The sequence below is a fragment of the Nocardioides palaemonis genome, from assembly GCF_018275325.1.
Taxonomy (GTDB): Bacteria; Actinomycetota; Actinomycetes; order Propionibacteriales; family Nocardioidaceae; genus Nocardioides; species Nocardioides palaemonis.
This window is the reverse complement of record NZ_JAGVQR010000001.1, coordinates 794,728-816,335: the sequence shown is the minus strand read 5'-3', so window position 1 is coordinate 816,335 and position 21,608 is coordinate 794,728. Positions and strand designations below refer to the sequence as shown.

Below are 21,608 nucleotides of genomic sequence, written 5' to 3'. Positions count from 1 at the left end.
CGGGAAGTCCCCGGATATCCGGGGACTTCCGTGGTTCGCACCCGAGATCTCGGGTGCGAACCACGAGGTCCGGGTGCGAAGGACGGGTACGCCGCCCGTCAGCGGAGGTCGAAGTCGCCGCGGCGGGTCGGCACGATGTCCTTGCCGAGCGGCGTGAGCGAGACCGGGATGAGCTTGAGGTTGGCGATCGCGAGCGGGATGCCGATGATCGTGATCGCCATGGCGATCGCGGTCAGCACGTGGCCGATCGCCAGCCACCAGCCGGCGAGCACGAACCAGATCACGTTGCCCAGGAACGACCCCGCGCCGGCCGACGGCTTCGGCACGACGGTGCGTCCGAACGGCCACAGCGCGTAGGTCGCGATCCGGAAGGAGGCGATCGCCCAGGGGATCGTGATGATCGGGATGCACAGCAGCACCCCGGCGAACAGGTAGCCGAGGAACAGCCAGAAGCCGCCGAAGACGAGCCAGATGACGTTCAGCAGGGTGCGCACGGTCCCGATCGTGCCAGAGGACCGGGCGCTCAGCCGCCGAGCGCGGCCGCGACGACGCGCGGCGAGGGATTGGTGTACGGCACCCCGTCGATCACGACGGTCGGCACCACCTCGTCGCCGTCGTTGACGGACCGGACGTACGCCGAGGCGTCGGGGTCCGCCCAGACGTCCACCCACACCGCGTCGCGCACCCGGCGACCGAGCATCAGGTGCAGCCGCTGGCAGAAGGTGCAGCCGCGCCGCCAGTAGACGACCACGCGACCGTCCGCCGCGGCTCGGGCGCCCTCGGCCGCCGACACGGACGGCGGTTTCCGGTTGAACACCCCTCCATCCTGCGGGTTGGATCAAGCCATGGCGTCCCGACTGACCGAGATCTCCCTCGACTGCCACGACCCCGACCGGCTCGCCGTGTTCTGGTGCGGCGTCCTGGACTGGGTGGTGCTCCACCGCGAGCCCGGGCTGGTGGAGATCGGGCCACCCGGGCGCGACGACCGCGAGCTGCTCGACGCCGTACGCACCGGGCCCGTGGCGCCGACGATCTTCCTGGCGCAGGTCCCGGAGGACAAGGTCGCCAAGAACCGGGTCCACTTCGACGTCTCGCCCGTCGAGGGGTCGCAGGAGGACGAGGTCGAGCGGATCCTCGCCCTCGGCGCGACGCGCGCCGACATCGGCCAGTCGGGCGAGGAGTCCTGGACCGTCCTGGCCGACCCGGAGGGCAACGAGTTCTGCGTGCTGCGCAGCCTGGCGCCGGGTCACTTCTCGCTGTGACCGGCCTCCCGGTCGTCCTGCCGATCACCACCGAGCGCCTCGTCCTGCGCGCGCACCGGACCGACGACCTCGACGACCTCACCCGCTTCCACGGCGACCCCGAGGTCGTGCGGTTCGTCCCGTGGCCGGTGCGTGATCGTGCGGCCACCGAGGAGACGCTGCGGGTCAAGCTCACCCAGACCGAGCTGCTCGCGCACGGCCAGTGGCTGGTGCTGGCCGTCGAGGTGCGCGACACCGGCCGGGTGATCGGCGAGGTGCTGCTCAAGTGGGCCTCGGAGGGCCAGGGCGAGATCGGCTTCGCGTTCGCCCGCGACGCCCAGGGGCAGGGGTACGCCGCCGAGGCCGCGCGAGCGATCGTCCGGCTGGCCTTCGACGACCTCGGCCTCCGCCGGCTGACCGCGGTCGTGGTCGAGGGCAACGACGCCTCCGCCCGGCTGCTCGGGCGGCTCGGGTTCCGGCAGGAGGCGCGCCACGTCGAGGCGGTCCACTTCAAGGGCGCGTGGACGACCCAGCTCGTGTTCGCCCAGCTCTCCGACGAGTGGCGCACCGGCCCGAGCCGGCGCGCTCAGTCGAGCGAGCCGCCCAGGGACCGGTAGGGCTCGAGCCGCTCGCCCTCGGCGGCGACGTCGCCCGGCACCTGCGGCCCCCACCGCTGGTCGGTGACCACCGCGGCCAGCTGCTCCACCGACAGCACGGCCGTCGGCCGCGAGACGTCCCACCGGCCGGCGCCGAGGTCACGGCCGTTGGTCGCAGCGACCACGAACCGTGTCGAGCCGTCCGCCCGCCAGACCTCCGCCACGAGGCGGACGTCGCCGTCTCCGTCGGGCGTGTTCCGGTAGGTCACGACGGTGTCACCGCCCGGCAGGTCGCCCACCTCGCAGTCGAGCACCCCCGACGGGCAGGTGGGTCCGCCGAGCAGCTCGACCAGGCGACGACCCTGGACGTTGACGGAGACCGTGCCGAAGCCGCCGCCGGCGGTGGGCCGCAGCAGCAGCTCGGCGTAGACGTCGCCGTGGCCCCGGGTCACGTCGCCCTCGCCGGCGTAGTCCGTCGTGGTGCCGGGCGCCACCTCCCCCACCACCTCGCGCAGCAGCGCCGCCGCGCTGCGCCCGGTGAGCGGAGCCGGTCGCGATGGGGCGGCCGAGGTCGGTGCCGGTGTCGGGCTCGCCGAGGACGTCGAGCTGTCGGCGTACGGCGCGTCCGCGGACCCGCCGCCCAGCAGCGAGACGCCGAGCACGACGCTCGCCGCTACCGCCGTCGATCCGAGCACGGCGGCCGTGCGGCGCCGTCGGGTCTCCCGGGCGGCGCGCTCCCGGGCCTGCTGCTCGAGGCGGGCGAGGTCGGTGTCGAGGTCACGGCTGACGTGGTCGAAGAGGTCGTGGAGCGTGGTCATGACAGGTCCTCCAGGTCGGGCATCTCGGCGCGCAGACGCGCAAGGGCTCGGGTGGTGCGGGTGCGGCAGGCGACCTCCGAGATCCCGAGCAGCGCGGCGGTCTCGGCCACGCTGCGGTCCTCCCAGTGCCGCAGGACCAGCACTGCGCGGTCGCGCGGCGCGAGCCGCGCGAGGGCGTCGAGGAGGAGCAGCCGGTCCGTCGGCTCGCCGGCGGAGTCCTCGACCTCGGCCACGCGGTCGGTCACCACCTCGGTCGAGCGGCGCAGGCGGCGTTCGGAGAGGAACTGCCGGGTGAGGATGCGCAGCGTGTAGGCGGCCGGGTCGTCGGCACGGCTCACCAGCCGCCACTTGCGGAAGGCCGTCGCGTAGGCCGCCTGGACGAGGTCCTCGGCGGCGTGCGGGTCGCCGGTGAGCAGGTATGCCGTGCGGTGCATGCGGCGGCCCGTGAGGTGCACGAGCTCGGTGAAGTCCACCGCGTCGTCGCCGCTCATCGCCCGTGCCCCCGCCTCGGTCAAGATGGTCATACCCTCACAGACGCCGTGGACCGCCCGGGACGTGACAGCCCCGGAGCAACGGGTCCGCGACCACCGTTGACCCGGACATGACCACACTGGGAATCGTCGGAGCAGGACATATCGGCAGCACCGTCGCCCGCCTCGCGGTGGACGCCGGCATCGACGTGGTGATCGCCAACAGCCGCGGACCGGAGACCCTGGCCGACGTCGTTGCCGACCTCGGCCCCCACGCCCGTGCGGCGACCGCGGAGGAGGCGGCCACCGAGGGCGACCTCGTCGTCCTCACCGTCCCGCTCAAGGCGCTGCGCGACCTGCCGGTCGAGGCGTTCGACGGCCAGGTCGTGCTCGACACGGGCAACTACTACCCGCAGCGCGACGGCCGGATCGACGCGCTCGACGACGGCTCGACCACCGCCAGCGAGCTCACCGCCCACACCCTCCCGGGCGCGCGCGTGGTCAAGGTCTTCAACAACATCTTCTTCGAGCACCTCGCGGCGCTGGCGCGCCCGCAGGCGCCGGCCGGGAGCGAGGAGCGCAGCGTGCTGGCGATCGCCGGGGACGACGAGGCCGCCAAGGACGCCGCCACCGCGCTGCTCGACCGGATCGGCTACGACGCCCTCGACGCCGGCCCGCTGGCCGAGGGCTGGCGCTTCCAGCCCGACACCCCGGCCTACGGCCTGCCCTACGACGGCAGCCCGGACGGGCAGTGGTCCGGCGCCACCGCGAAGCGGGTCGGCGCGGACGAGCTGCGGGCCGCCCTGGCGGCCGCGACCCGCGACTGAACCGCGCGACTCGTCAGGACGGACCGCGCCGGGCCGTGCGGCTCCAGCCGCGCCCCGACGGGCGCACCCAGGGCGGCGGGCCGAGCGACCGGCCGAGCGCGGGTGTGGCCAGGGCGACGGCCGCGACCGCGCCGCGCGCGTCCTCGAAGAGGTCGATCGTCAGCCCGCACCCGGCGCCCGGTGCGTCCCCGCCTGCTGTCAGCACCAGCCGGGTGACCGCGGCGGTGACCCCCGACGGCCTCGCGCTCGGACGACCGCAGGTGGTCCGGTCACCCGCGGCGCGGGTCACCGCGACGATCGGCTGGCCGAGGTCGTTCGGCGCCGGCCGCGCGACGTACTGGACGACCGGGTCGCGCACCGCTGACCGCCACTGCGGCAGCGCTCCCGGCTCCGTGCCGTCCACGACGCCGACCCGCTCGCCGTCGACGAACAGCCGCACGCCCGCGGCGAAGTCGGGCCGGGCCGAGCCCGTGACGACGTAGCGGAGGAAGGCCCACGCGGTGTCGCGCGTGCCCGCGTCGTCGGGGCAGGTCCACGTCGGCGACGACGTCGCGATCACCGTCACCACGTCGTCGCCGGTGAGGGCGGTCCCCATCGGCGGCACGGACCCGAGGACCTGCTCGGCCGGGTTGCACTGCGGGACGGACACCACCCGCAGCGCGATGTGCGCGCTCCCGAGGGCCGCCGCCGCCTCGTCGGCGGTCAGCCCGAGCAGGGAGGGCACCGTGGGCGTGCGACCGTCGGTCCCGTCGTCCCGGTCGACCTGCGGCCGCTCGACCTGCGGGCGCTCGTCCCCGGTGGTGACGACGCCGACGGCGAATGCGGCGAGCACCACCGCGGCGAACCCGACGATCACCGCCGACGTGCGCCGCGGACGGCCGCCGAGCACCTCCTCGCGCAGGGCGGGGACGACGACGTCGTCGGGGTCGTCCGCCCTGGCGATCCGGCGGCGCTGCGCCTCGATCACCCGGTCGACCACCTGCTCGGCCTCGCTGGCCGGCACCCCCAGGCTGCGCGCCAGCTCGGCGAGGCGCGTACGCCGCGCCGCGCGGTAGTCCTCGACGTCCATGGGTGCTCCCGGGGGATCACCGGAGTGTCACCCCGGCCGCCCCCGGACCGCAAGCGTCATTCCGCCCACCTGACGCACGGGTCGCGGATACCGTGGGTAGGGGTGCGCCCGGCGTCGGTCGCCGGGTTCGGGCTCGGAGGTCAACCAGATGCTGACGGTGGTGGTCACAGGGACGGCAGTGGCGGGACTGGTCCTCGCCGCGCTCGCCGCCCAGGTCGCCCTGCGCCGGGGCACCTCGATGGGCTGGAGCCTCGCCGTGATGCTCGTGGCCGTGGCCTGGTGGGGGGTGGCCTACGCGGTCGAGCTCTCCCTCGGCGACGTCGGCCTCCGCAGCCGCTGGGGCGACGCCAAGTACGCCGGCGTCGTCACCCTCGCGCCCGCGTGGCTGGTCTTCGTGCTCCAGTACACCGGCGGCCCGGTCCGCGTCACCCGCCGGCTGGTGGCGCTGCTCGCGGTGGCACCCGTCGCGACCATGCTCGTCCTCGTGCTGCCGGCGACGCACGACCTGGTCCGGTTCTACCCCGACGACGTACGCCCCGGAGAGCTGCCGGTGGTGGGCACCGGTCCGCTGTTCTGGGTCGTCCTGGGCTACAACAACCTGCTGATCCTCCTCGCGAGCGGGCTCTTCATCGCCCGCCTGGCTCGTCTGGCGCGCACCTACCGCCGGATGGCGCTGATCCTGCTGCTGGTGGCCCTGCTCCCGTGGGGCGCGAACCTGCTGCACAACTTCGAGGTCGGCTGGTTCGCCCGGATCGACCTGACGCCCTTCGCGTTCATCCTCACCGGCGGTGTCCTGGTCTGGGGACTCATCGGCAACCGCCTCCTCGACCTGTCCCCCGTCGGGCGCAGCGCGGTGGTGGAGTCGATGGTGGACGCCGTCTTCGTGCTGGACCCCTTCGGCAGGATCGCGGACGTCAACCCGGCGGGCGTCCTGCTCGCTGGTGCGTCGGGGCGCCTGGTGGGACGTACGCTGCCCGAGGCGCTCGGCACGGACGACGACCTCGAGGACGGCCGGGCGGTGACCCTCGCGAGCGGGTCCGCCACCGCAGGCCCGCGGAGCTTCGACGTGGCCCGCCAGCACCTGGTGGACGACCGCGGACGGAGCGTGGGCGAGCTCGTCGTGCTGCGCGACATCAGCGAGCGGATCCGCGCGGAGGGCCGCCTGCGCGACGTGCTGGAGGACCGGTCCCGTGTGGCGGCGGCCCTCCAGGCGAGCATGGTCCCGCCTGCGCTGCCGCAGGTCCCGGGCCACGAGCTGGCCATGCGCTACCACCCGGCCGGCGACGGCGGCGAGATCGGCGGCGACTTCCTCGACGTCTTCCGGCTCGGCGAGTCGGCGTGGGGCTTCGTGCTCGGCGACGTCAGCGGCAAGGGTGCCGAGGCGGCCGCGGTCAGCGCGGCGGCGCGCTACACGCTCCGGGCACTGGCCGCGGCGGACGTGGCTCCGTCCGAGACGCTCCGCGAGGTCAACCGGCACCTCGTCGCCCAGACGGAGGTCGAGCGGCACTGCACCCTGGTCTACGGACAGCTCCGCCCGGACCCGCTCGCGTGCGGCAGCACGACCCTCACGCTGAGCCTGGCCGGCCACCCGGCGCCCCTGCTGGTCCGGGCGGACGGTTCGGTCGAGGAGGTCGGCACCGGCGGGACGATCCTCGGCCTCTTCGACGACGTCGAGGTCCACGACACCGAGGTCCGGCTCGCGCCCGGCGAGACGCTCGTCCTGTTCACCGACGGGGTGGTGGAGGCGCGGCGCGGGAGCGAGCTCTTCGGGGTCGAGGGGCTGGCCGCGGGGCTGCGCGGCCCGGGCAGCATCGACGTCGAGGCCCTCGCTGAGGCTGCGCTCCGCGCGGTCCACGACTTCCACGGCCTGCACCTGGCCGACGACCTGGCGATGCTGCTGCTGCGCAACAGCGGCGTCACGTGCTGAAGCGGAACGACCAGGCGGAGCCCAGCCCCGAGGTGGGGTCAGCCCGCCGGTGACCGGGTCGCCCCTTCGGGGGTGCGAGGCGTTCCGGGGGCCGGGCTATACAGGGAGGACGGGGCCGGACGGCGCCGCTTCCACCGGTCCGCAACGGGCCCCAGCTGAAGGAGATCTCCATGAGCGAGTCCGAGACCGAGGGCCCCGCCGACGGCGGTGCCGAGGGCACTCCGGGCGTGCAGGACGGCGGCGCCGACGGCGGCGCTGAAGGGCCCGCCGACGGCGGTGCCGAGGGCACTCCAGGCGTGCAGGACGGCGGCGCCGACAGCGGCGCTGAAGGGCCCGCCGACGGCGGTGCCGACGGCACCCCCGGCGTCCAGGACGGCGGCGCCGACGGAGGCGCCGACAGCGAGGCCTGATGTCCCACGCGCCTGACGACAGCGGGTCCGGGTCCTCCGGGCCTGCTGTCGGCGCACCGGCCGACCGCCCGGCGCTGGCGCGGGTGGTCGGCGACGTCGAGGCCTTCGCCCGTACGACGTGGGGCCGGGAGCCGCTCCTGCGGACGGGCGCCGACGGGTCCGCCTTCGCAGACCTCCTCTCCGAGGCCTCGGTCGACGAGCTCCTCTCCGAGCGCGGTCTGCGCACGCCGTTCCTCCGGGTCGCCAAGGCCGGGAGCACCCTCCCCAACGCCGCCTTCACCGCGCCCGGCGGCACGGGCGCCGGCATCGCCGACCAGGTCAGCGACACCAAGCTGACGGCGCTCTTCGCGGGCGGGTCCACGATCGTCCTGCAGGCCCTCCACCGGGTCTGGCCGCCGGTCATCGACTTCTGCCAGCAGCTCGCCGCCGACCTCGGACACCCCGTGCAGGCCAACGCCTACGTCACGCCCCCGCAGAACCAGGGCTTCGACGACCACTACGACGTGCACGACGTCTTCGTCCTCCAGGTCGCCGGCCGCAAGCGGTGGTCCATCCACGCTCCGGTGCACCCCTCGCCGCTGCGCGACCAGCCCTGGACCGACCGCCGCGACGCCGTCCGCGAGGCGGCGCTTCAGGATCCGGTCATCGACGCGGTCCTCGAGCCGGGCGACGTCCTCTACCTCCCGCGCGGCTACCTCCACTCCGCGACCGCACTCGGTGGGCTCACCATCCACCTGACCCTCGGCCTCCACAGCTGGACCCGGTACGCCGTCGCCGAGGAGATCGTCGCCCTCGCCCTGGCCGGGCTCGCCGACGACGAGGAGGCGCGCGGGTCGCTGCCCCTCGGCACCGACCTGGCGCCCGGTGACCTCGACGCCGACCTCCTCACCGCCAAGCTCCGCGACGCCCTCGACGGGCTCGACGCGGCTGTCCTCGCCGAGCGGATGCGCACCCGTCGCCTGGGCACCCAGCGACCGGCGCCGGTGGGACCGCTCGCGCAGCACGCCCTCAGCGCGTCGCTGGACGCGTCGACCTCCCTCCGGCTGCGCGGTCACCTCGACGCCCGCATCGACGGGACGACGCTCACCTCGCGCGCCGAGTCGGTGCCGGTCGCGGACCTCGACGTCGACGTGGCGAAGCGCCTCCTCGCCGGCGAGACCGTGCTCGCCGGCGAGCTCGGGCTGCACCACGCCCGCACGCTGGTCGAGGCGGGGCTGGTCGTCGCGGGATGACCTTCCGCTGCTCGGACGAGGCCGCCGACCGCGGGGACCCGATGCTCGGCACCGCTCCCCCGCAGCGCGACTGGCTCCTCGTCGAGCACCCCGCGCCGTGGCCGGTGAGCGCGCCCTTCGGCGCCGACCTCCCCGACGCCCTGCTGCGGCGGCTGGGTCACCCGGAACTGCGCACCGTGTTCGTGCGCCGCCACGGCCGGGCAGGCGCGCACGAAAGGCTCGACGGCCCGCGACGGTGGTTCTGCCTCCGTGACGGACACCTGCGGGCGGGCCGCTGGACCGAGCCCGACGACCTGCTGGTGAGCCTCGACCCAGCCGGCGGGACGGCGTACGAAGGCCCGCTCGCGCTCGTCTGCACGCACGGCGTCCACGACGTGTGCTGCGCGGTCAAGGGGCGCCCGGTCGCGGAGGCGCTGTCCGCGCGGTGGCCGGAGGCGACGTGGGAGTGCAGCCACCTCGGCGGCGACCGGTTCGCCCCCAACGTCCTGCTGCTCCCCGACCTCGCCTGCTACGCCGGGATGCCGTCCGACGAGGCGGTCCGCGTGGTCGAGACCCACCTGGCCGGCACGCCGGACACGACCTGGCTGCGCGGCGTGGCCGGGAAGCACCCGGCCGAGCAGGTCGCGATCGCGACCGCCCTGGACCGGCTCGGGTCCGTCGACGTGGCGCAGCTGGTGGCCCGCGTGGTCGAGCAGGGCGGGGACCTCGACGCGGGGACGTGGACGGTCGACGTGGCCGGCCGCGCCCGGGTCGTCGTCCGGAGCAGCCGTCGACCCGAGGCGGCACGTCTCACCTGCCGCGCCACCCGCGAGACCCGCGCCCTCCAGTGGGACGTCGTCTCGGTCGAGCCGCTCGGCTGACCCGCGCCGCCGTCAGACGTTGAAGCGGAACTCCACCACGTCGCCGTCGGCCATCACGTAGTCCTTGCCCTCCATGCGCACCTTGCCGGCCTCGCGGGCCTTGAGCATGGTGCCGGCGGACATCAGGTCGTCGAAGGAGACGACCTCGGCCTTGATGAAGCCCTTCTGGAAGTCGGTGTGGATGACACCGGCGGCCTCGGGAGCGGTCGCGCCCTTCTTGATCGTCCAGGCCCGCGTCTCCTTGGGGCCGGCGGTCAGGTAGGTCTGCAGTCCGAGGGTGTCGAAGCCGACGCGCGCGAGCTGGTCGAGGCCGGACTCGGTGACGCCCATCTCGGCGAGCATCTCGTGGGCCAGGGCGTCGTCGTCCATCTCGGCGAGGTCGGCCTCGAACTTGGCGTCGAGGAAGATCGCCTCGGCGGGCGCGACGATCTCGCGCATCTTCTGCTTGAGGTCCTCGTCGGCGAGCTCGTCGGCGTCGCAGTTGAAGACGTAGATGAACGGCTTCGCGGTCAGCAGCGACAGCTCGCGCAGCAGGCCGCGGTCGATGGACGTCGCGATGATCGGCGTGCCCGACTCGAGCGCGTCCTTCGCCTCCTTGGCGGCCTCGAGGTTCGCGACGAGGTCCTTGACCTTGCGCGACTCCTTCTCCAGCCGGGCGATCGCCTTCTCGACCGTCTCGAGGTCGGCGAGGATCAGCTCGGTCTGGATCGTCGAGATGTCGTTGGCGGGGTTGACCTCGCCGTCGACGTGGGTGACGTCCTCGTCGCGGAACACACGGGTGACCTGGCAGATCGCGGCCGACTCGCGGATGTGGGCGAGGAACTTGTTGCCCAGGCCCTCGCCCTGCGAGGCGCCGCGCACGATGCCGGCGATGTCGACGAACTCGACGGTGGCGGGCAGCAGCTTGGCCGACTCGAACACCTCGGCCAGCCGGGCGAGGCGCTCGTCCGGCACCCCGACGACGCCCACGTTGGGCTCGATCGTGGCGAACGGGTAGTTCGCCGCGAGGACGTCGTTCTTGGTCAGTGCGTTGAAGAGCGTCGACTTGCCCGCGTTGGGGAGTCCGACGATGCCGATGGTGAGAGCCACGGGCGGGGAGTCTACGGCGGCGCGCACCCGCCCGGCGAAACGCGAGGAGGGCCCGGCCGCAGCGGCCGGGCCCTCGTCATGCGTGGTGCGTCAGGAACCGTAGAGCGACGCCACGCCCGCCCGGTCGGTGGCGGTCATCGAGAGGTCGCTCGACGAGCCGTTGCACTGCGGGTAGTGCATGATCGAGGAGGAGTCGTAGGGCGTCAGCGGACGCCAGTTGTTGTCCTCGAAGCAGGTGCCGGCCTCGGGCCGGGTGTGCTCGTGGCGGAAGCCCAGCGTGTGGCCGAGCTCGTGGGCCAGGATGTTCGAGGGCGTCCAGGAGCCCGAGTTCTGCAGCGAGTACGCGTTGACCAGCACGTTGCGCTGGCTGTCGGGGCTGCTCGGGAAGAAGGCGCGCGCGATGTAGGACGTCGTGCTCGTCGGCTCGACCGAGAACACCACCGAGCTGTTGGACACCGTGCAGCTGGAGTCGGCGCTGCTCACGTAGATGAAGTTCACCCCGCTCGAGGCGGCCTCCCACTGTGCGGCACCGGACTGCATCGCCGACACCACGGCGGCCTTGTCGGCGCCGAAGTTGTTGCTCACGCAGTACGTGAGGTTGCGGGCCGCGGTGGCCGACCACTTGTCGTCGGCACCGCCGACGGTGTTGACGACGAGCGAGGTGTTGCCGCTGTTGGAGTCGCTGGAGCCGACCATCGTGTCGTAGTAGGCGCGCAGGGCCTTCATGGTCGGGATGGTCTCGTCACCGTTCACGACGTACTGGCCGCCCACGTCACGCAGGGTGGAAGCCCGGAACTCCTCGAAGCTCGGCACGTTGTCCTGCGCGGTGGCAGCGGTGGCGGCCGGGGCCATCGAGGCGGCGAGGGCGGCCGACGCCAGGGCCGCCGTGGTGATCCGACTGATCCTGCTCTTCAGCATGGTTTCTCTTCTTCCGGTTGGGTACGGATTGCTCCTTGCCCCTCCACCAAACCGGTCTAGACCGCGCAGTGGAAGGCTCGCGCCGGGTCAGGAGTGTGCACTGCACGAACCTGCAGGGTCATGCCGAAAACGGTAGTCGCCCGGTTCCGGTACGAAATGGTTTCGGTTGAGAGTTTCGGTTGGTGTCGTTCCGCGTGTCGCGGCGTCCTCGTCGGACGCGGATGCCGGCCAACCGAAAACGACCGAATGTGGCGAGATGTAGGAAGTCCACCATTAACCTCATCGAGTCCATCCTCCTGCGCCACCAAACCCGCCGGCTCGCACACACCAGCTGATCGCTACTCGGCGCGGAAGGCCGCTCGCAGGACGTCGTTGATCCGATCGCGCAGCGCCCTGGCCTCATCAGGCATGACGCCCAGCCTGGTGTCGAACTCCCACTCCTCCACGCCTTCACCACCTCCGGCGCCAGCCGCAGCTCACCCGCCGCGCGGCCACGACGAACGCCGCGCGTGCCCTGGCCGAATACAAGTCCAGGGTGTCGACGTGGAACCCCGACCCCGACGATGGGGACGGCCCGTCGGCCTGTCCGCTCACGGTGACCAGGAGGTTGACCCGCAGCACGTCGAAGCTGGTGACCTTGTCCAGGCCGCGCACCCGCCACCTGCGTTCGGCGAACTCCACCAACAGCTCACGACCCACCACCTGCGACGGATCAACCGAGCCCTCGGACTCATCAGGCTCATCCGGTGCGACGACCGGCGCCGGTTCGACCGGCTCGACGGTATGGGCGGGCGAGTCCAACCCCGGCGGCACCACCCGAACCGACTCAACCTCGACCCGGGGCGACGACGGCCGACCATTCTGGGCGCCGCCCATCCACGCGGCCTTGCGCAGGTAGCGGCCGAGCGCCTCCTGAGCGTTCTTCGCCTCGACCGCGACGTCGTTCACGTCGCTGCCCCTGGGGAGCTCGACCCGGAACACCTCGACACCCGCGTCCGTCAGTTCAGCCGCAAGAGCTTTGGCGCCGCGGTCGCCGGCGTCGTCACCGTCGAACGCGATGAGAGTTCGCTTGATGCCGTGCTCGACCAGCGCTTGTTGGTGGTCGGGGGTCCAGCCGTAGACCCCATAGGCAGCGGTGACGTGACGGAACCCCGCGCACCAGAGCGTGAGCGCGTCGATGATCGACTCACAGATGATCAGCTCCTCGGCCTCAAACCCGGCCGGGTTCCAGACCCCGCGGTGCGGGCCGGGCAGGTAGAGGTGCTGCGGGGTGGCGTGCGGGTCCAGTCGGCGGCCATAGACCTCGCCGACCTGGCCAGCGGCGTCGAGGATCGGGAAGGTTAGGCAGCCTCGGAAGTGCTCGTGCCCGCTGGTCTTGATCACGCCCAGGTCCCGCAGCCTGCCACGGACTCGCGCCCCATCGGCGGTGCGGGAGTGCGGGATCCGGTAGCCAAGCGTCCGATCACCGAACCCGATCCGGAACGCCTCGATCGCCTCGGGGTCATCGATCCGCCGCCGGGCCAGGAACGCCAGGGCGTCGCTGTGCCCGGCCAACGCCTCCGCGTAGTGCCCAACCACCATCCCCAGCAGCTCGGCGTCGCCAGCATCAGGCTCAACCAGCGACGGCAGCTTCGCCGACTTCGACCGCGACACCGGTCCCAGCGCTGCGGACCGTGGCCCAGGTTGCGCCAACGACGCCAGCGCCGGGGACGACTCCCGCAGCAGCTCCACCGCATGCCGGAACGAGACCCCTTGAGCGGGTCATCACCCAGTCGATCGGCCCACCCCCGCGGCCGCACGCCCCCAGGCAGTGCCACAGGTTCTTGCCCGGGGTCACCACCAGGCTCGGGGAGTCGTCGTCGTGGAACGGGCAACAGCCGACCAGGTCCTTGCCCTGCGCCCGGAGCTCGACGCCGCAGCCCCCTCCACCAGTCGCTGCACGCTCACCTCGGCCCCGTGACCGACACCAACTTCGCCGCCCGCCTCGCCGCCGCGCGCAAGGCCGGGTCGCTCACCCAGCAGCAGCTCGCCGACCGATCCGGCGCCCACGTCACCCAGATCCGCCGATACGAGGCCGGCACCAGCCAACCCACCCTCGACGTCCTCCGCGCCCTCGCGCTCGCCCTCAACGTCAGCGCGGACTCGCTCCTCTTCGACGACGACGAACGCGGCCCCCAAAGCCAGTCACTGCGGCTCAAGCTCGAAGCCGTCGACCAGTTCACCCCCGACGAACAAGAACACGTCGCCGCCTTCATCGAAGGCGCACTTCTCCGCCACCACGCCCGCCAAGCCTTCAGCGGCCAAGCCAGCTGATTCAGGTCTTGGGCTGCTCCAGCCAAGCTCGGCAGTCCTCAAGCATGCTCATTGCGCCCGCGCGATCCAAGTGCGACAGATCCAACGTGGCAAGGCCGGCTTCAAGGCACTTCGCCATCAACTCGACAGTGGGACGATCAAACCCCCGCACCATCACCCGGGCTGGATCGAGCAGCAAGACGCCAAGCGGCGAATCCGGAAGCATGGCCTCCTGGAAGCGCATCGCCTGCTCACGGGTGAGGCCCGGAACGTCCAGCGACCAATACTCGTCGGTCATTTCGCAAACCGCTGCAGCAAGAAGTCGTAGGTTCCGAGACGCTCACTCGGACCGAAGCCATCCAAAGTTCGTGCCATCTTCCACACGCCTTGCGAGTGCCCATCGACATCAGGACTGATGAAGTTCTTGCCGTTGGTGTAGATCGCTTGGCCATGGCTCGACTCACCCTTGACTCGGGTATACCCCAGCCACTTGGCCAACTCCGTCGCCTGCGGCGTCGTCATCCGAGCACCCTGGGTCTTAGACAGCAGCAAGCCACAGTCGTTGTGCACCAAGACCGCATCAGCGCCGACGTGGTAGGTGTGGATGCCCTCGACCGAAAGATTGAACGCGAGGCCGTCTCGGGTAGTTGCAAGCCGGAGCCCGGAGACCTTCACAGTCCGTCCATCCGCACCCAGAACTCGCTCGCCGGGGGCGAGCTGGTCGGCCCTTTCGAACCTCTGGTCGTCGACCGACCAGTAGGGATGGTCCTCGGTGGTCGTCAGGACGGTGCCGTCGGCCAGCTGAAGATCGGTCAGCGCGTCGTCGTGAACAAAGACGCGCTCGACCCGCTTCGCGGCCTGCTCACCAGTCTCAGGGTCGGTCGCGAGCACCTCGTCGCCGACCTCGACGTCTTCGATCGGCTTCTTGGTCCCGTCAGCCATGAGCACGAGCGTTGCTCCGGAGAAAGAACACGCCTTGGCTGCGGTCTCGGCGAGGTCGTCTCCGTACTTTGCGGCTGCGCTCGTTCCTTCCGGAGCTCGGAGGCGTCCCGCCCTGAGTGCGCCGCCGCCTCCGGCGAGGGAGGAGAGGACTCCGAAGGTTGCGGATCCGGCGCATCTCATGCGGGCAGATGAGCAGTTGACGGCGATTGCCTTGGCGGTGGCCCAGGGGTGGCGTGCTGCGTAGAGCATGCCTTCGGCGCCTTCGCGCAGGCTCTGGCGGGATTGGGCGAGGAATGCGGCTGTCGCGACGTCCCATGCGGAGTCGGCGACGCCTTGGGCCGATAGTCCGAAGCCGAGGGAGAACTCGGTAGCGCCGACTACGAGTCGGTCGACGGCGTCCTTGTCGCGCGCGAGCTCGTCTGGGATGTCTGCCTCGGGGCAGCTCGTCAGGCAGTGGACCGGCGTGTTGGCGGACCTCCCGGGTCCTGCGCCGGCCCCTCCTCCTGCGGCGATCTCGCCGCCTGCTGCTGCCAGGCCCGACCTGTCGGTGAGGGTGATGGGGTTGTGGTGTGCGTAGGCGTAGGGGTTGAGCGTGATGGGCGTGAAGGGTTTCAGGAGGGGGTCGGGGTTGAGGAAGGTGCGGTGTTGGGCTGGGTATTTGCGGTGTCCGAGCTGGATCTGTCCTGGCTTGTCGTGCTGCATGCCGAGGTAGCCGAGTGACCAGAGGCCGACGGTGCTGTCGGTGAGGCCGCCGTGGGGGTAGTAGTCGCGTTTGGTGGTTCCTTGGTCGGTGAGGAACCTGATGCTGCCTTGGAGGTCGGTCCAGGCGGAGGTCCAGCCGTAGGTGTGGCGGTAGCCGAGGAGTTCACCGTCGGGTGTGGTGACTGCGAGAAGGCTGGTCTGGCTGGTCTTGTACTGGGCGTTGTTGATGTCGAGGGTGGCATTGGTGGTTGCGTTCGAGCCGGTGCCGGTGGTGGCGAGCAGGCCGATGCGGCTGCCGTCGGGGCCGTACACGTATTCTTCGACGCTGCCGTCGGCCTTGGTGACCTTTGCGTACTTCCCGAACGGGTCGTAGCTGTAGGTGTCCTTGGCGCCGGTGCTGGGTCCTGCGCTGGTGACGTTGCCGGCGTTGTCGTAGGTGGCGACATGCTGGGCGGTGCCGAACACATCGGCCGGGTACGCGGAAGGCGCGTGTGCGGGATCGGCAGCCGAGCTGCTGTACGAGTACGTCTGGGTGGCTGAGGTCTGGGTGGGCGAGCTGGCGGTGGCACTGACGAGGCGGTTGTAGGAAGTGCCGTACGAGTAGTCCATGCGGTACTGCTGGCCCACGATCGACGCATCACCCCACCCGCTCGAGGCGCAGTTCGTCGCTGCGTCGGTGGGCGCGGTGCGGGACTGGGTGAGTCGGTTGAGGTCGTCGTAGGCGTAGCACCATGCCGCTGTTGCCACCGGCCCAGACGGGGTGTTGTGCACGCCTAGGATCTGGGTGATGTTGCCGACGGTGTCTCGGGTGTAGCGCATGTCTCTGGTGGCGTTCTTGGTGCCGTCGGAGTGCATGCCGAAGAACGCGATGGCGTCGGTGCGTGCAGTGTTGGGTGAGGGCGCGTAGTAGCGGTCCATGCCCTGTAGCGAGGGTGCGGCTGCTGAGGATCGTGCGAAGTGTCGCCGGTTGTCGGCCGTGTAGTAGACCTTTTCCAGCGGCCGCATTCCGCCTTGGGTGGCGGGGATGGTGATGGTGTCGATCGTGCCGGCGGGCGTGTAGCCGTAGTTCAGGGTGGTCGTGGGGAGCCCGGTGGCGAAGGTGCGCGTGACGGCGGTGGGCCAGCCCTGCTGGTTGTAGCTGGTGGTCAGCACCGACGACTCATTGATCGTGGGGCTGCTCGAGGGCACTCGCAGCTTTTCGGGGTAGGTGAAGGTGGTCGAGGTGGGACGACCCATCGGGTCGTAGGACCCGACGGCTTGTGATACCTGGAGGTTCTGCCCTGCGGTGAGGTGGTTGTGGCGTGTGGATGTCTGTGAGAGACCGATGCCGTTGGTGGCGCTGTCGTAGGTGTGGGTGAGGAGTGTGCGGTTCGCTCCGTTGGTCGTGTCGCGTACGAGCGTGGGACGCCCGAGCGTGTCGTAGGTGGTCGCGGTGGAACGCCCCTCGGCGTCGATGGCCGAGACCGGCTGGTCGTTCCGGTCGTACGTGGTGAGCGTGGTGCCGGTGTCGGGGTCCTCGGACTTGGTACGTCGTCCGGCGAGGTCGTAGGTATAGGTCCATTGCTCGGCGAGCCGGTTGGCGGCGACGTCCGAGGTGATGGTCGCCAGGTCGCCGGCGGCGGTGTAGGTGTAGTCGGCGGTGAGGACCACGGCACGCGACGATCCGGCGCCCTTGTAGTCGCGGGTGGTGACGGTTTGGTCGCGGGTGTTGCGCAGTTCTTCCTGGTCCCCTCCGCGGTCGGGGTGCATAGTGACCAGGACACCGCGCCCGGACGGCTGGCTACTCCATCGCGGTGCGTAGTCCCACGTGGTGATGGAGTTGCGCAGCGGGGTGCCTTGGGTGGCGTTGTCGCTGACGATGGTCTTGCGGATACGTGAGGCGGCGTCGTAGAGCGTCTTGGTGTAGTTGACGGTCGACGGGCTGCTGGCAAGGTTCGTGGTGCCGCGGGGGTTCACGAGCTCCGCGGCGGTGGCGGTCAGCACGGTCGGGTTGGGGACGGCCGGCATGGACCAGGCGGCGCGTCCCAGCGAGTCGTATCCCGTGACAGTCGAGACACGACCGTTCTGGGGTTGCGGCTGGTTGGGGTCGTGCCAGTACGACGGCACCTGGGTCTCGATCGGTCGGCCCCAACCGTCGGAGTAGTCCACGACGCGGTCGAAGGTGCTGGCGTTGCGCCATGTCGTGGTGGTGACGCGTTGCGCCTTGGAGGTGCCGCCGCTCCCGCGTGGGAACTGGGCGAACCGGTAGGTGAACTCGGTCGATGGTGGGTCGGTCGAGGCGACGTTGCCGGGCAGTCGGACTGTTGCGAGGCGGCCGAGCCCGTCGTAGGTGAGACGTGTGTCGTTCACGGACGTGGTCGAGTTCAGTCCGCGTTCTTGCACGGGAAGTCCGCGGCGAGGCGAGTAGGTCGTGCTGGTCTCGAATGTGCGGGAGTTGATCTTCAGCCCGGTCCAGGACGCGGACTCGGTGCCCTGTTGGGTGGTGATCTTCTCGACCGGCGCCGATCCGTTGGCACCACTGTTGTTCCCGGTCGAGGTGATGACCGTGCGGGTGATGAGTCCTTCGGGTGCGATGTGCTCGACGAGTCTCCCGTATGCGTCGTAGCTGTACGTGTTGTCGGCAACGTCATTGGCTGTGGGAGTGAGCTGGGTGCGTTCGAGGGTCAGGTTGCCCGTGGAGAGGGGGTTGGTTGTGGTGTCGGTGGAGCCGTCGTAGTAGGCGCGTGACTCGGACCGAACGGTGCCGGTGCCGCAGTCACTGCCGCCGGCATTCGTGGTGGGGCCTTCGATGGTCCGAGTGAGTGTCGGGACGCGCAGGAACGGGTCGGCGGAGCCACGCCAGTTGCTGTCGACGCAGATGTCGACGGAACCATCGACCGTGGTGTCGACGACCTTCTCAACCGCTCCCAGGAGCGAGGAGACACCCTGGCCGTCGTTGACGGACGTGACGACTTCTCTAACGGGGTCTTCGACCTGAGCCGACGGGGTGATGTTGTAGGTGCGCGCGACGCGTGGATAGACGAATCGTGTCTCGCGGCTGTCGATGTCGGTGCCTGCGCCTGTGGTGATGGTGTCGTAGCGGGTGTAGGTGCGAGTGAGCGGCTGATCGCTCGTGGCGCCACCGGCGGCGTTCTTGGGGGACGTGCCGGGCTCGATGGTGGTGGTCTCGGCGACACGGCCCACCAGCCAGCGGGAGTCACGCAGCGCGCCGGCGGTGGCGGCTGGCTCCGTGACGTCGATGGCTCGGTCACCCCACCGCTCGCCCTGGTCGTTCTTCAACGAGTTCGCCATACCGCGGAACCGAGTGATCTTCGTGGTCGCGAGTGCCGCACCCGTGAGTGTGCGCTGCCGGGACTCCAGCTGGGTGATCCTGGTGGTCTCGTAGCCGCGCCAGTCGTCCCACGACTCGTGCTCACCCACGGAGACGACGCCTTCGTCCTGGTTGCGGTTGACTCGGTTGCGATCGTCGGTGAACCGCCAGGCAGGTTCGCCTTGGTAGTCGTAGTCGGTGACCTGCCATTCTCCCAAGATGCTGCACCCCTGCGACGACGGGCACGCATCGTTGTCGGTCGTCGGCGTTGCCGGGCCGCTCTCGTTTACTCCACGATCTGGTGACCGCACGTACCCCAACGACGCGTCCGAGGTACCGACGCGTCGAACGAGGTACTTGTGGAACCAGTAGAACTCGCCGTTGTCGACCCCGTTGTCGGGCGTCGGGTCGAACCACTGCGCGAAACAGTCCTTCGTGGCCTCGTGGCGGTCCTTGTCCTGGGTCCACGCTGGGGTGCAAGGGTTCTGCTGGCCGTAGGTGACGTCGAGTCGGCCGCCCGACTCGTTGAAGATCGTGCTCACCCGGGGCTTGAACAGCGGCCGGGGCGCGCCGGGCGGAGCAACGCGGTTGGGCAGCAGCTCGTGGTCCCAGTTGAAGCTCAACTCGGGGACGCTGACCGCGTCGCCGCCGTCACCCATGCCGATGCGCTGGACGGAGGTCAAGAACAGGTGCGGGTCGGCAACGCCCGTGCCGCCGGTGCCCGCAGCCGGGAAGGTGTGATCGAAGCGCCACCGGTCGACCGTGTTGCCCGACGACCACGTCGACGCGGTGTTGCTGCGCACTTGAGTGCTCAGGCTCACGTACTTCAGCGTGGAGAAGAAGGTTGGGCCCCGATGGCTACACGGATCTCCCTCGTCACACAGAAGGTTGACCGGGGTGTCGACAAACCGGTTCGGGTTGTCGGCAACCGTGCACTCGCCAGCGTCGGGTGCGCACCTCGGCGCGGTGTCGACGACCACCCGCGCGGCGGGCTGGTCATGGTGCTGGCCCGCAGCGCCCTGCACCTGGACGTCGCGGTACCCATACTCGATGGTTTCGAGATGCCCTGCAGCGTCATAGCTCACGTTGGCGTTCGCGCCCGTGCCGCGCGTATAGGCGTTGGCCTGGGTGCGGTAGTTGTACGTCACCAAGTTCTTGTGGGCGTCGACCACAGTGTCAAGATTCCAGCGCCAGCCCTGGAGCGGGGCCTCATCGTTTTCGCCGTGCGCCGGCTCATCCGGATCGTTGCCCCGTACGGGCACCCGCCACACCGACGCCGTGGGGTCAAGCGCGACTGAAACGGAGGCACCGTCCCTGCCAGGATCGCGGTGACCGAAGAAGTAGGTCGAACCGTCGGGCGTTTCTACCGTGAAGCGCTCATTGGCTCCTCCCCGGCCGCCTTGGCGCTCGATACGCCAACCCGGGTCGCTCTCGAGCCGGAAGCGATTGGGGGTCCCCTCGAGTGCGATCATGGGCGAGGACACGCCGTTCATGGTGAGGCGAAGCTGGTCGACGACCTGAGACCGCTCGACTTGTTCGCCGCCCTCGTCGACGGTCTTCACTCGCGTGCGCCAGCACAGTTCCCCAGATGCCGGCATGCCGTCCTCGACGCAGGCTGCATAGGAACGTGAGATGAAGGGGATGTTGAAGTCCCACCCGAGACCTGCTGCCGAACCCTGGCCGTTCGCGTTGTAGGTCATCGCATCGATCGAGCCGGAGGAGTAGCCCAGACTGATTGCGGGCACAGCCGCGGTCTTCAGCGGGTCGGGCATCTCAAACGGCACCGAGTAGGAGAACTCCCCAGTCCCCGCCCCCACCTGCCACGAAGACGACAGAGAGGTTGGTGTCGCCCTGTAGTCCGCGGTGTCACCGGTCGCCAACAAAGTCACCCCGCCAGCCACACCGGCGTCCACCCCGGACTCCTGCTGCGCCTGGGGCTCGGGCTCAACTTCCGGAGCCCCCCTGGGCGCGGCCGCGCCAGCGCCGTCCGCATCCTCCTGGCTTTCCAAAACGGCAGCTGCGGTCTGCGCCGAGGCGGGGTCGAGCGGGCTGAAGACCGGGACCTTGGCCTGCTCGTGGTCCGAGGCCACCGGCACCCACTGGACGCAGCCCCGGGTCAAATCCGCGCTCATGTCCCCGCACCCGTCGAGGGCCGCCTGCTGAAGCGTCAACGCCCCGACGCCAGCCTCGACAGCTGCTTGCACCGCGCCCCGCGCGAACCGCACCTCAAGCGGCGGGAGCGCCAACCGTGCCGACTCCGCTGAATCCTGCGGCTGGTCAGCCGCCGGATCCACCGCAACGGCTTCGGCGCCACTCTCCTCCGCCTCGCCCTCCGCCTCGCCCTCCGCCTCGCCCTCCGCCTCGCCCTCCGCCTCGCCCTCCGCCTCGCCCTCCGCCTCGCCCTCCGCCTCGCCCTCCGCCTCGCCCGTCGTGGACGGGGCTACGCCTGGCCCTTGGTCGTGGTCCGCTGACGAATCTTCCGCACCATCGGCGGGGCCGACCGGCTCGATGTCGATACGCAACGTCCCCGCCCCGAAACCGGAGTCCTGTACGGAGGTGACTTCGACCGCGCCAGCCACTGACACCCCAGGCACAGACGTGGTGTCAACGGCCGACTCCCCCGTCACCACATCAACCGCGGGCGCCTCGGCAAGACGAACCTCGATCGGAACCCCGCCTACCGGCATCCACTCATGGGACAAGACAGCAGTGCCTGTCCCAGACAGATCGAGTTCGTCCCACGACTCAGTTCGCGCATCAAGGACAGGACCTCGCTCGAGCGGCTCCACCGTCTCCAGCGGGACGGCCTCGACCATGTCGAGTAGGTCACCGTATCCAGGCCGCGGCTCATACACCCAAGCGTCGTCGCCCGCACCGGGCACGGAAGAGTTTGGCGCAGCACCCG

18 protein-coding genes and 1 pseudogene are annotated in these 21,608 nt (G+C 70.7%); 8 read left to right on the top strand and 11 right to left on the bottom strand.

The features are described 5' to 3' along the window. Window positions 1-98 precede the first annotated feature (98 nt). Together KDN32_RS03870 and KDN32_RS22165 are read right to left on the bottom strand one after the other, a co-directional pair. Window positions 99-494: a YccF domain-containing protein gene (locus KDN32_RS03870; protein WP_211730787.1), complete on the bottom strand. Its 396-nt coding sequence runs from the start codon at window positions 492-494 to the stop codon at window positions 99-101. 29 nt (window positions 495-523) lie between these two features. Then, on the bottom strand, window positions 524-817 hold the full coding sequence (locus KDN32_RS22165; protein ID WP_211730786.1) for a glutaredoxin domain-containing protein: 294 nt from the start codon (window positions 815-817) through the stop codon (window positions 524-526). 28 nt (window positions 818-845) lie between these two features. On the opposite strand from KDN32_RS22165, the gene KDN32_RS03860 reads away from it, so the two are divergent. After that, the gene (locus KDN32_RS03860) at window positions 846-1,262 is read left to right on the top strand and encodes a VOC family protein (RefSeq protein ID WP_211730785.1); all 417 of its coding nucleotides are present in this window, start codon (window positions 846-848) and stop codon (window positions 1,260-1,262) included. Next, entirely contained in the window at window positions 1,259-1,858 is a 600-nt protein-coding gene (locus KDN32_RS03855; RefSeq protein WP_211730784.1) for a GNAT family N-acetyltransferase, read from the top strand. The genes KDN32_RS03860 and KDN32_RS03855 overlap by 4 nt, the downstream gene beginning before the upstream one ends. Here KDN32_RS03855 and KDN32_RS03850 read toward each other — a convergent pair. Both KDN32_RS03850 and KDN32_RS03845 read right to left on the bottom strand, forming a co-directional pair. Continuing rightward, window positions 1,828-2,655, bottom strand: coding sequence for a hypothetical protein (locus KDN32_RS03850; RefSeq protein WP_211730783.1), 828 nt, complete (start codon window positions 2,653-2,655; stop codon window positions 1,828-1,830). The two genes, KDN32_RS03855 and KDN32_RS03850, sit on opposite strands and share 31 nt — an antisense overlap. Further along, the gene (locus KDN32_RS03845) at window positions 2,652-3,179 is read right to left on the bottom strand and encodes a SigE family RNA polymerase sigma factor (protein WP_249216347.1); all 528 of its coding nucleotides are present in this window, start codon (window positions 3,177-3,179) and stop codon (window positions 2,652-2,654) included. Before KDN32_RS03845 ends, KDN32_RS03850 begins: the two co-directional genes overlap by 4 nt. Window positions 3,180-3,256: 77 nt before the next feature. On the opposite strand from KDN32_RS03845, the gene KDN32_RS03840 reads away from it, so the two are divergent. Next, window positions 3,257-3,952 (top strand): NADPH-dependent F420 reductase, encoded by a 696-nt coding sequence (locus tag KDN32_RS03840; protein WP_211730782.1) that lies wholly within the window; start codon window positions 3,257-3,259, stop codon window positions 3,950-3,952. Between the two features lie 13 nt (window positions 3,953-3,965). On the opposite strand, the gene KDN32_RS03835 is transcribed toward KDN32_RS03840, so the two are convergent. After that, entirely contained in the window at window positions 3,966-5,021 is a 1,056-nt protein-coding gene (locus tag KDN32_RS03835) for a PASTA domain-containing protein (RefSeq protein WP_211730781.1), read from the bottom strand. Window positions 5,022-5,169: 148 nt separating this feature from the next. Between KDN32_RS03835 and KDN32_RS03830 the strand changes: the two genes are divergently transcribed. The 4 genes from KDN32_RS03830 to KDN32_RS03815 all read left to right on the top strand — a co-directional run bounded on the left by KDN32_RS03830 (window position 5,170) and on the right by KDN32_RS03815 (window position 9,450). Beyond that, entirely contained in the window at window positions 5,170-6,948 is a 1,779-nt protein-coding gene (locus KDN32_RS03830) for a histidine kinase N-terminal 7TM domain-containing protein (RefSeq protein ID WP_211730780.1), read from the top strand. Window positions 6,949-7,118: 170 nt separating this feature from the next. Further along, the gene (locus KDN32_RS03825) at window positions 7,119-7,358 is read left to right on the top strand and encodes a hypothetical protein (protein ID WP_249216346.1); all 240 of its coding nucleotides are present in this window, start codon (window positions 7,119-7,121) and stop codon (window positions 7,356-7,358) included. Continuing rightward, window positions 7,358-8,590 carry a cupin domain-containing protein gene (locus KDN32_RS03820; RefSeq protein WP_211730779.1) on the top strand — a complete coding sequence of 411 codons (1,233 nt, stop codon included), beginning with the start codon at window positions 7,358-7,360 and terminating at the stop codon, window positions 8,588-8,590. The genes KDN32_RS03825 and KDN32_RS03820 overlap by 1 nt, the downstream gene beginning before the upstream one ends. After that, a complete protein-coding gene (locus KDN32_RS03815) occupies window positions 8,587-9,450 on the top strand; it encodes a ferredoxin family protein (protein WP_211730778.1) in 864 nt (287 codons plus the stop codon). The genes KDN32_RS03820 and KDN32_RS03815 overlap by 4 nt, the downstream gene beginning before the upstream one ends. Before the next feature lie 12 nt (window positions 9,451-9,462). On the opposite strand, the gene ychF is transcribed toward KDN32_RS03815, so the two are convergent. The 4 genes and pseudogenes from ychF to KDN32_RS23480 all read right to left on the bottom strand — a co-directional run. Next, window positions 9,463-10,539: a redox-regulated ATPase YchF gene (gene ychF, locus KDN32_RS03810; protein ID WP_211730777.1), complete on the bottom strand. Its 1,077-nt coding sequence runs from the start codon at window positions 10,537-10,539 to the stop codon at window positions 9,463-9,465. Between the two features lie 90 nt (window positions 10,540-10,629). Continuing rightward, window positions 10,630-11,457: a M57 family metalloprotease gene (locus tag KDN32_RS03805; protein ID WP_211730776.1), complete on the bottom strand. Its 828-nt coding sequence runs from the start codon at window positions 11,455-11,457 to the stop codon at window positions 10,630-10,632. A 450-nt stretch (window positions 11,458-11,907) separates the two neighbouring features. Further along, complete coding sequence (locus KDN32_RS03800) at window positions 11,908-13,110, bottom strand: toprim domain-containing protein (RefSeq protein ID WP_211730775.1); 1,203 nt, start codon at window positions 13,108-13,110, stop codon at window positions 11,908-11,910. Beyond that, window positions 13,070-13,357 (bottom strand): annotated as a pseudogene (locus KDN32_RS23480) (CHC2 zinc finger domain-containing protein); the annotation flags it as partial. The gene KDN32_RS03800 and the pseudogene KDN32_RS23480, both read right to left, overlap by 41 nt. A 56-nt stretch (window positions 13,358-13,413) precedes the next feature. On the opposite strand from KDN32_RS23480, the gene KDN32_RS23190 reads away from it, so the two are divergent. After that, on the top strand, window positions 13,414-13,770 hold the full coding sequence (locus tag KDN32_RS23190) for a helix-turn-helix domain-containing protein (protein ID WP_211730774.1): 357 nt from the start codon (window positions 13,414-13,416) through the stop codon (window positions 13,768-13,770). Window position 13,771: 1 nt separating this feature from the next. On the opposite strand, the gene KDN32_RS03785 is transcribed toward KDN32_RS23190, so the two are convergent. After that, window positions 13,772-14,047 carry a hypothetical protein gene (locus KDN32_RS03785; protein ID WP_211730773.1) on the bottom strand — a complete coding sequence of 92 codons (276 nt, stop codon included), beginning with the start codon at window positions 14,045-14,047 and terminating at the stop codon, window positions 13,772-13,774. Further along, on the bottom strand, window positions 14,044-21,519 hold the full coding sequence (locus tag KDN32_RS03780; RefSeq protein ID WP_211730772.1) for a toxin C-terminal domain-containing protein: 7,476 nt from the start codon (window positions 21,517-21,519) through the stop codon (window positions 14,044-14,046). The genes KDN32_RS03785 and KDN32_RS03780 overlap by 4 nt, the downstream gene beginning before the upstream one ends. Window positions 21,520-21,608: the final 89 nt, after the last annotated feature.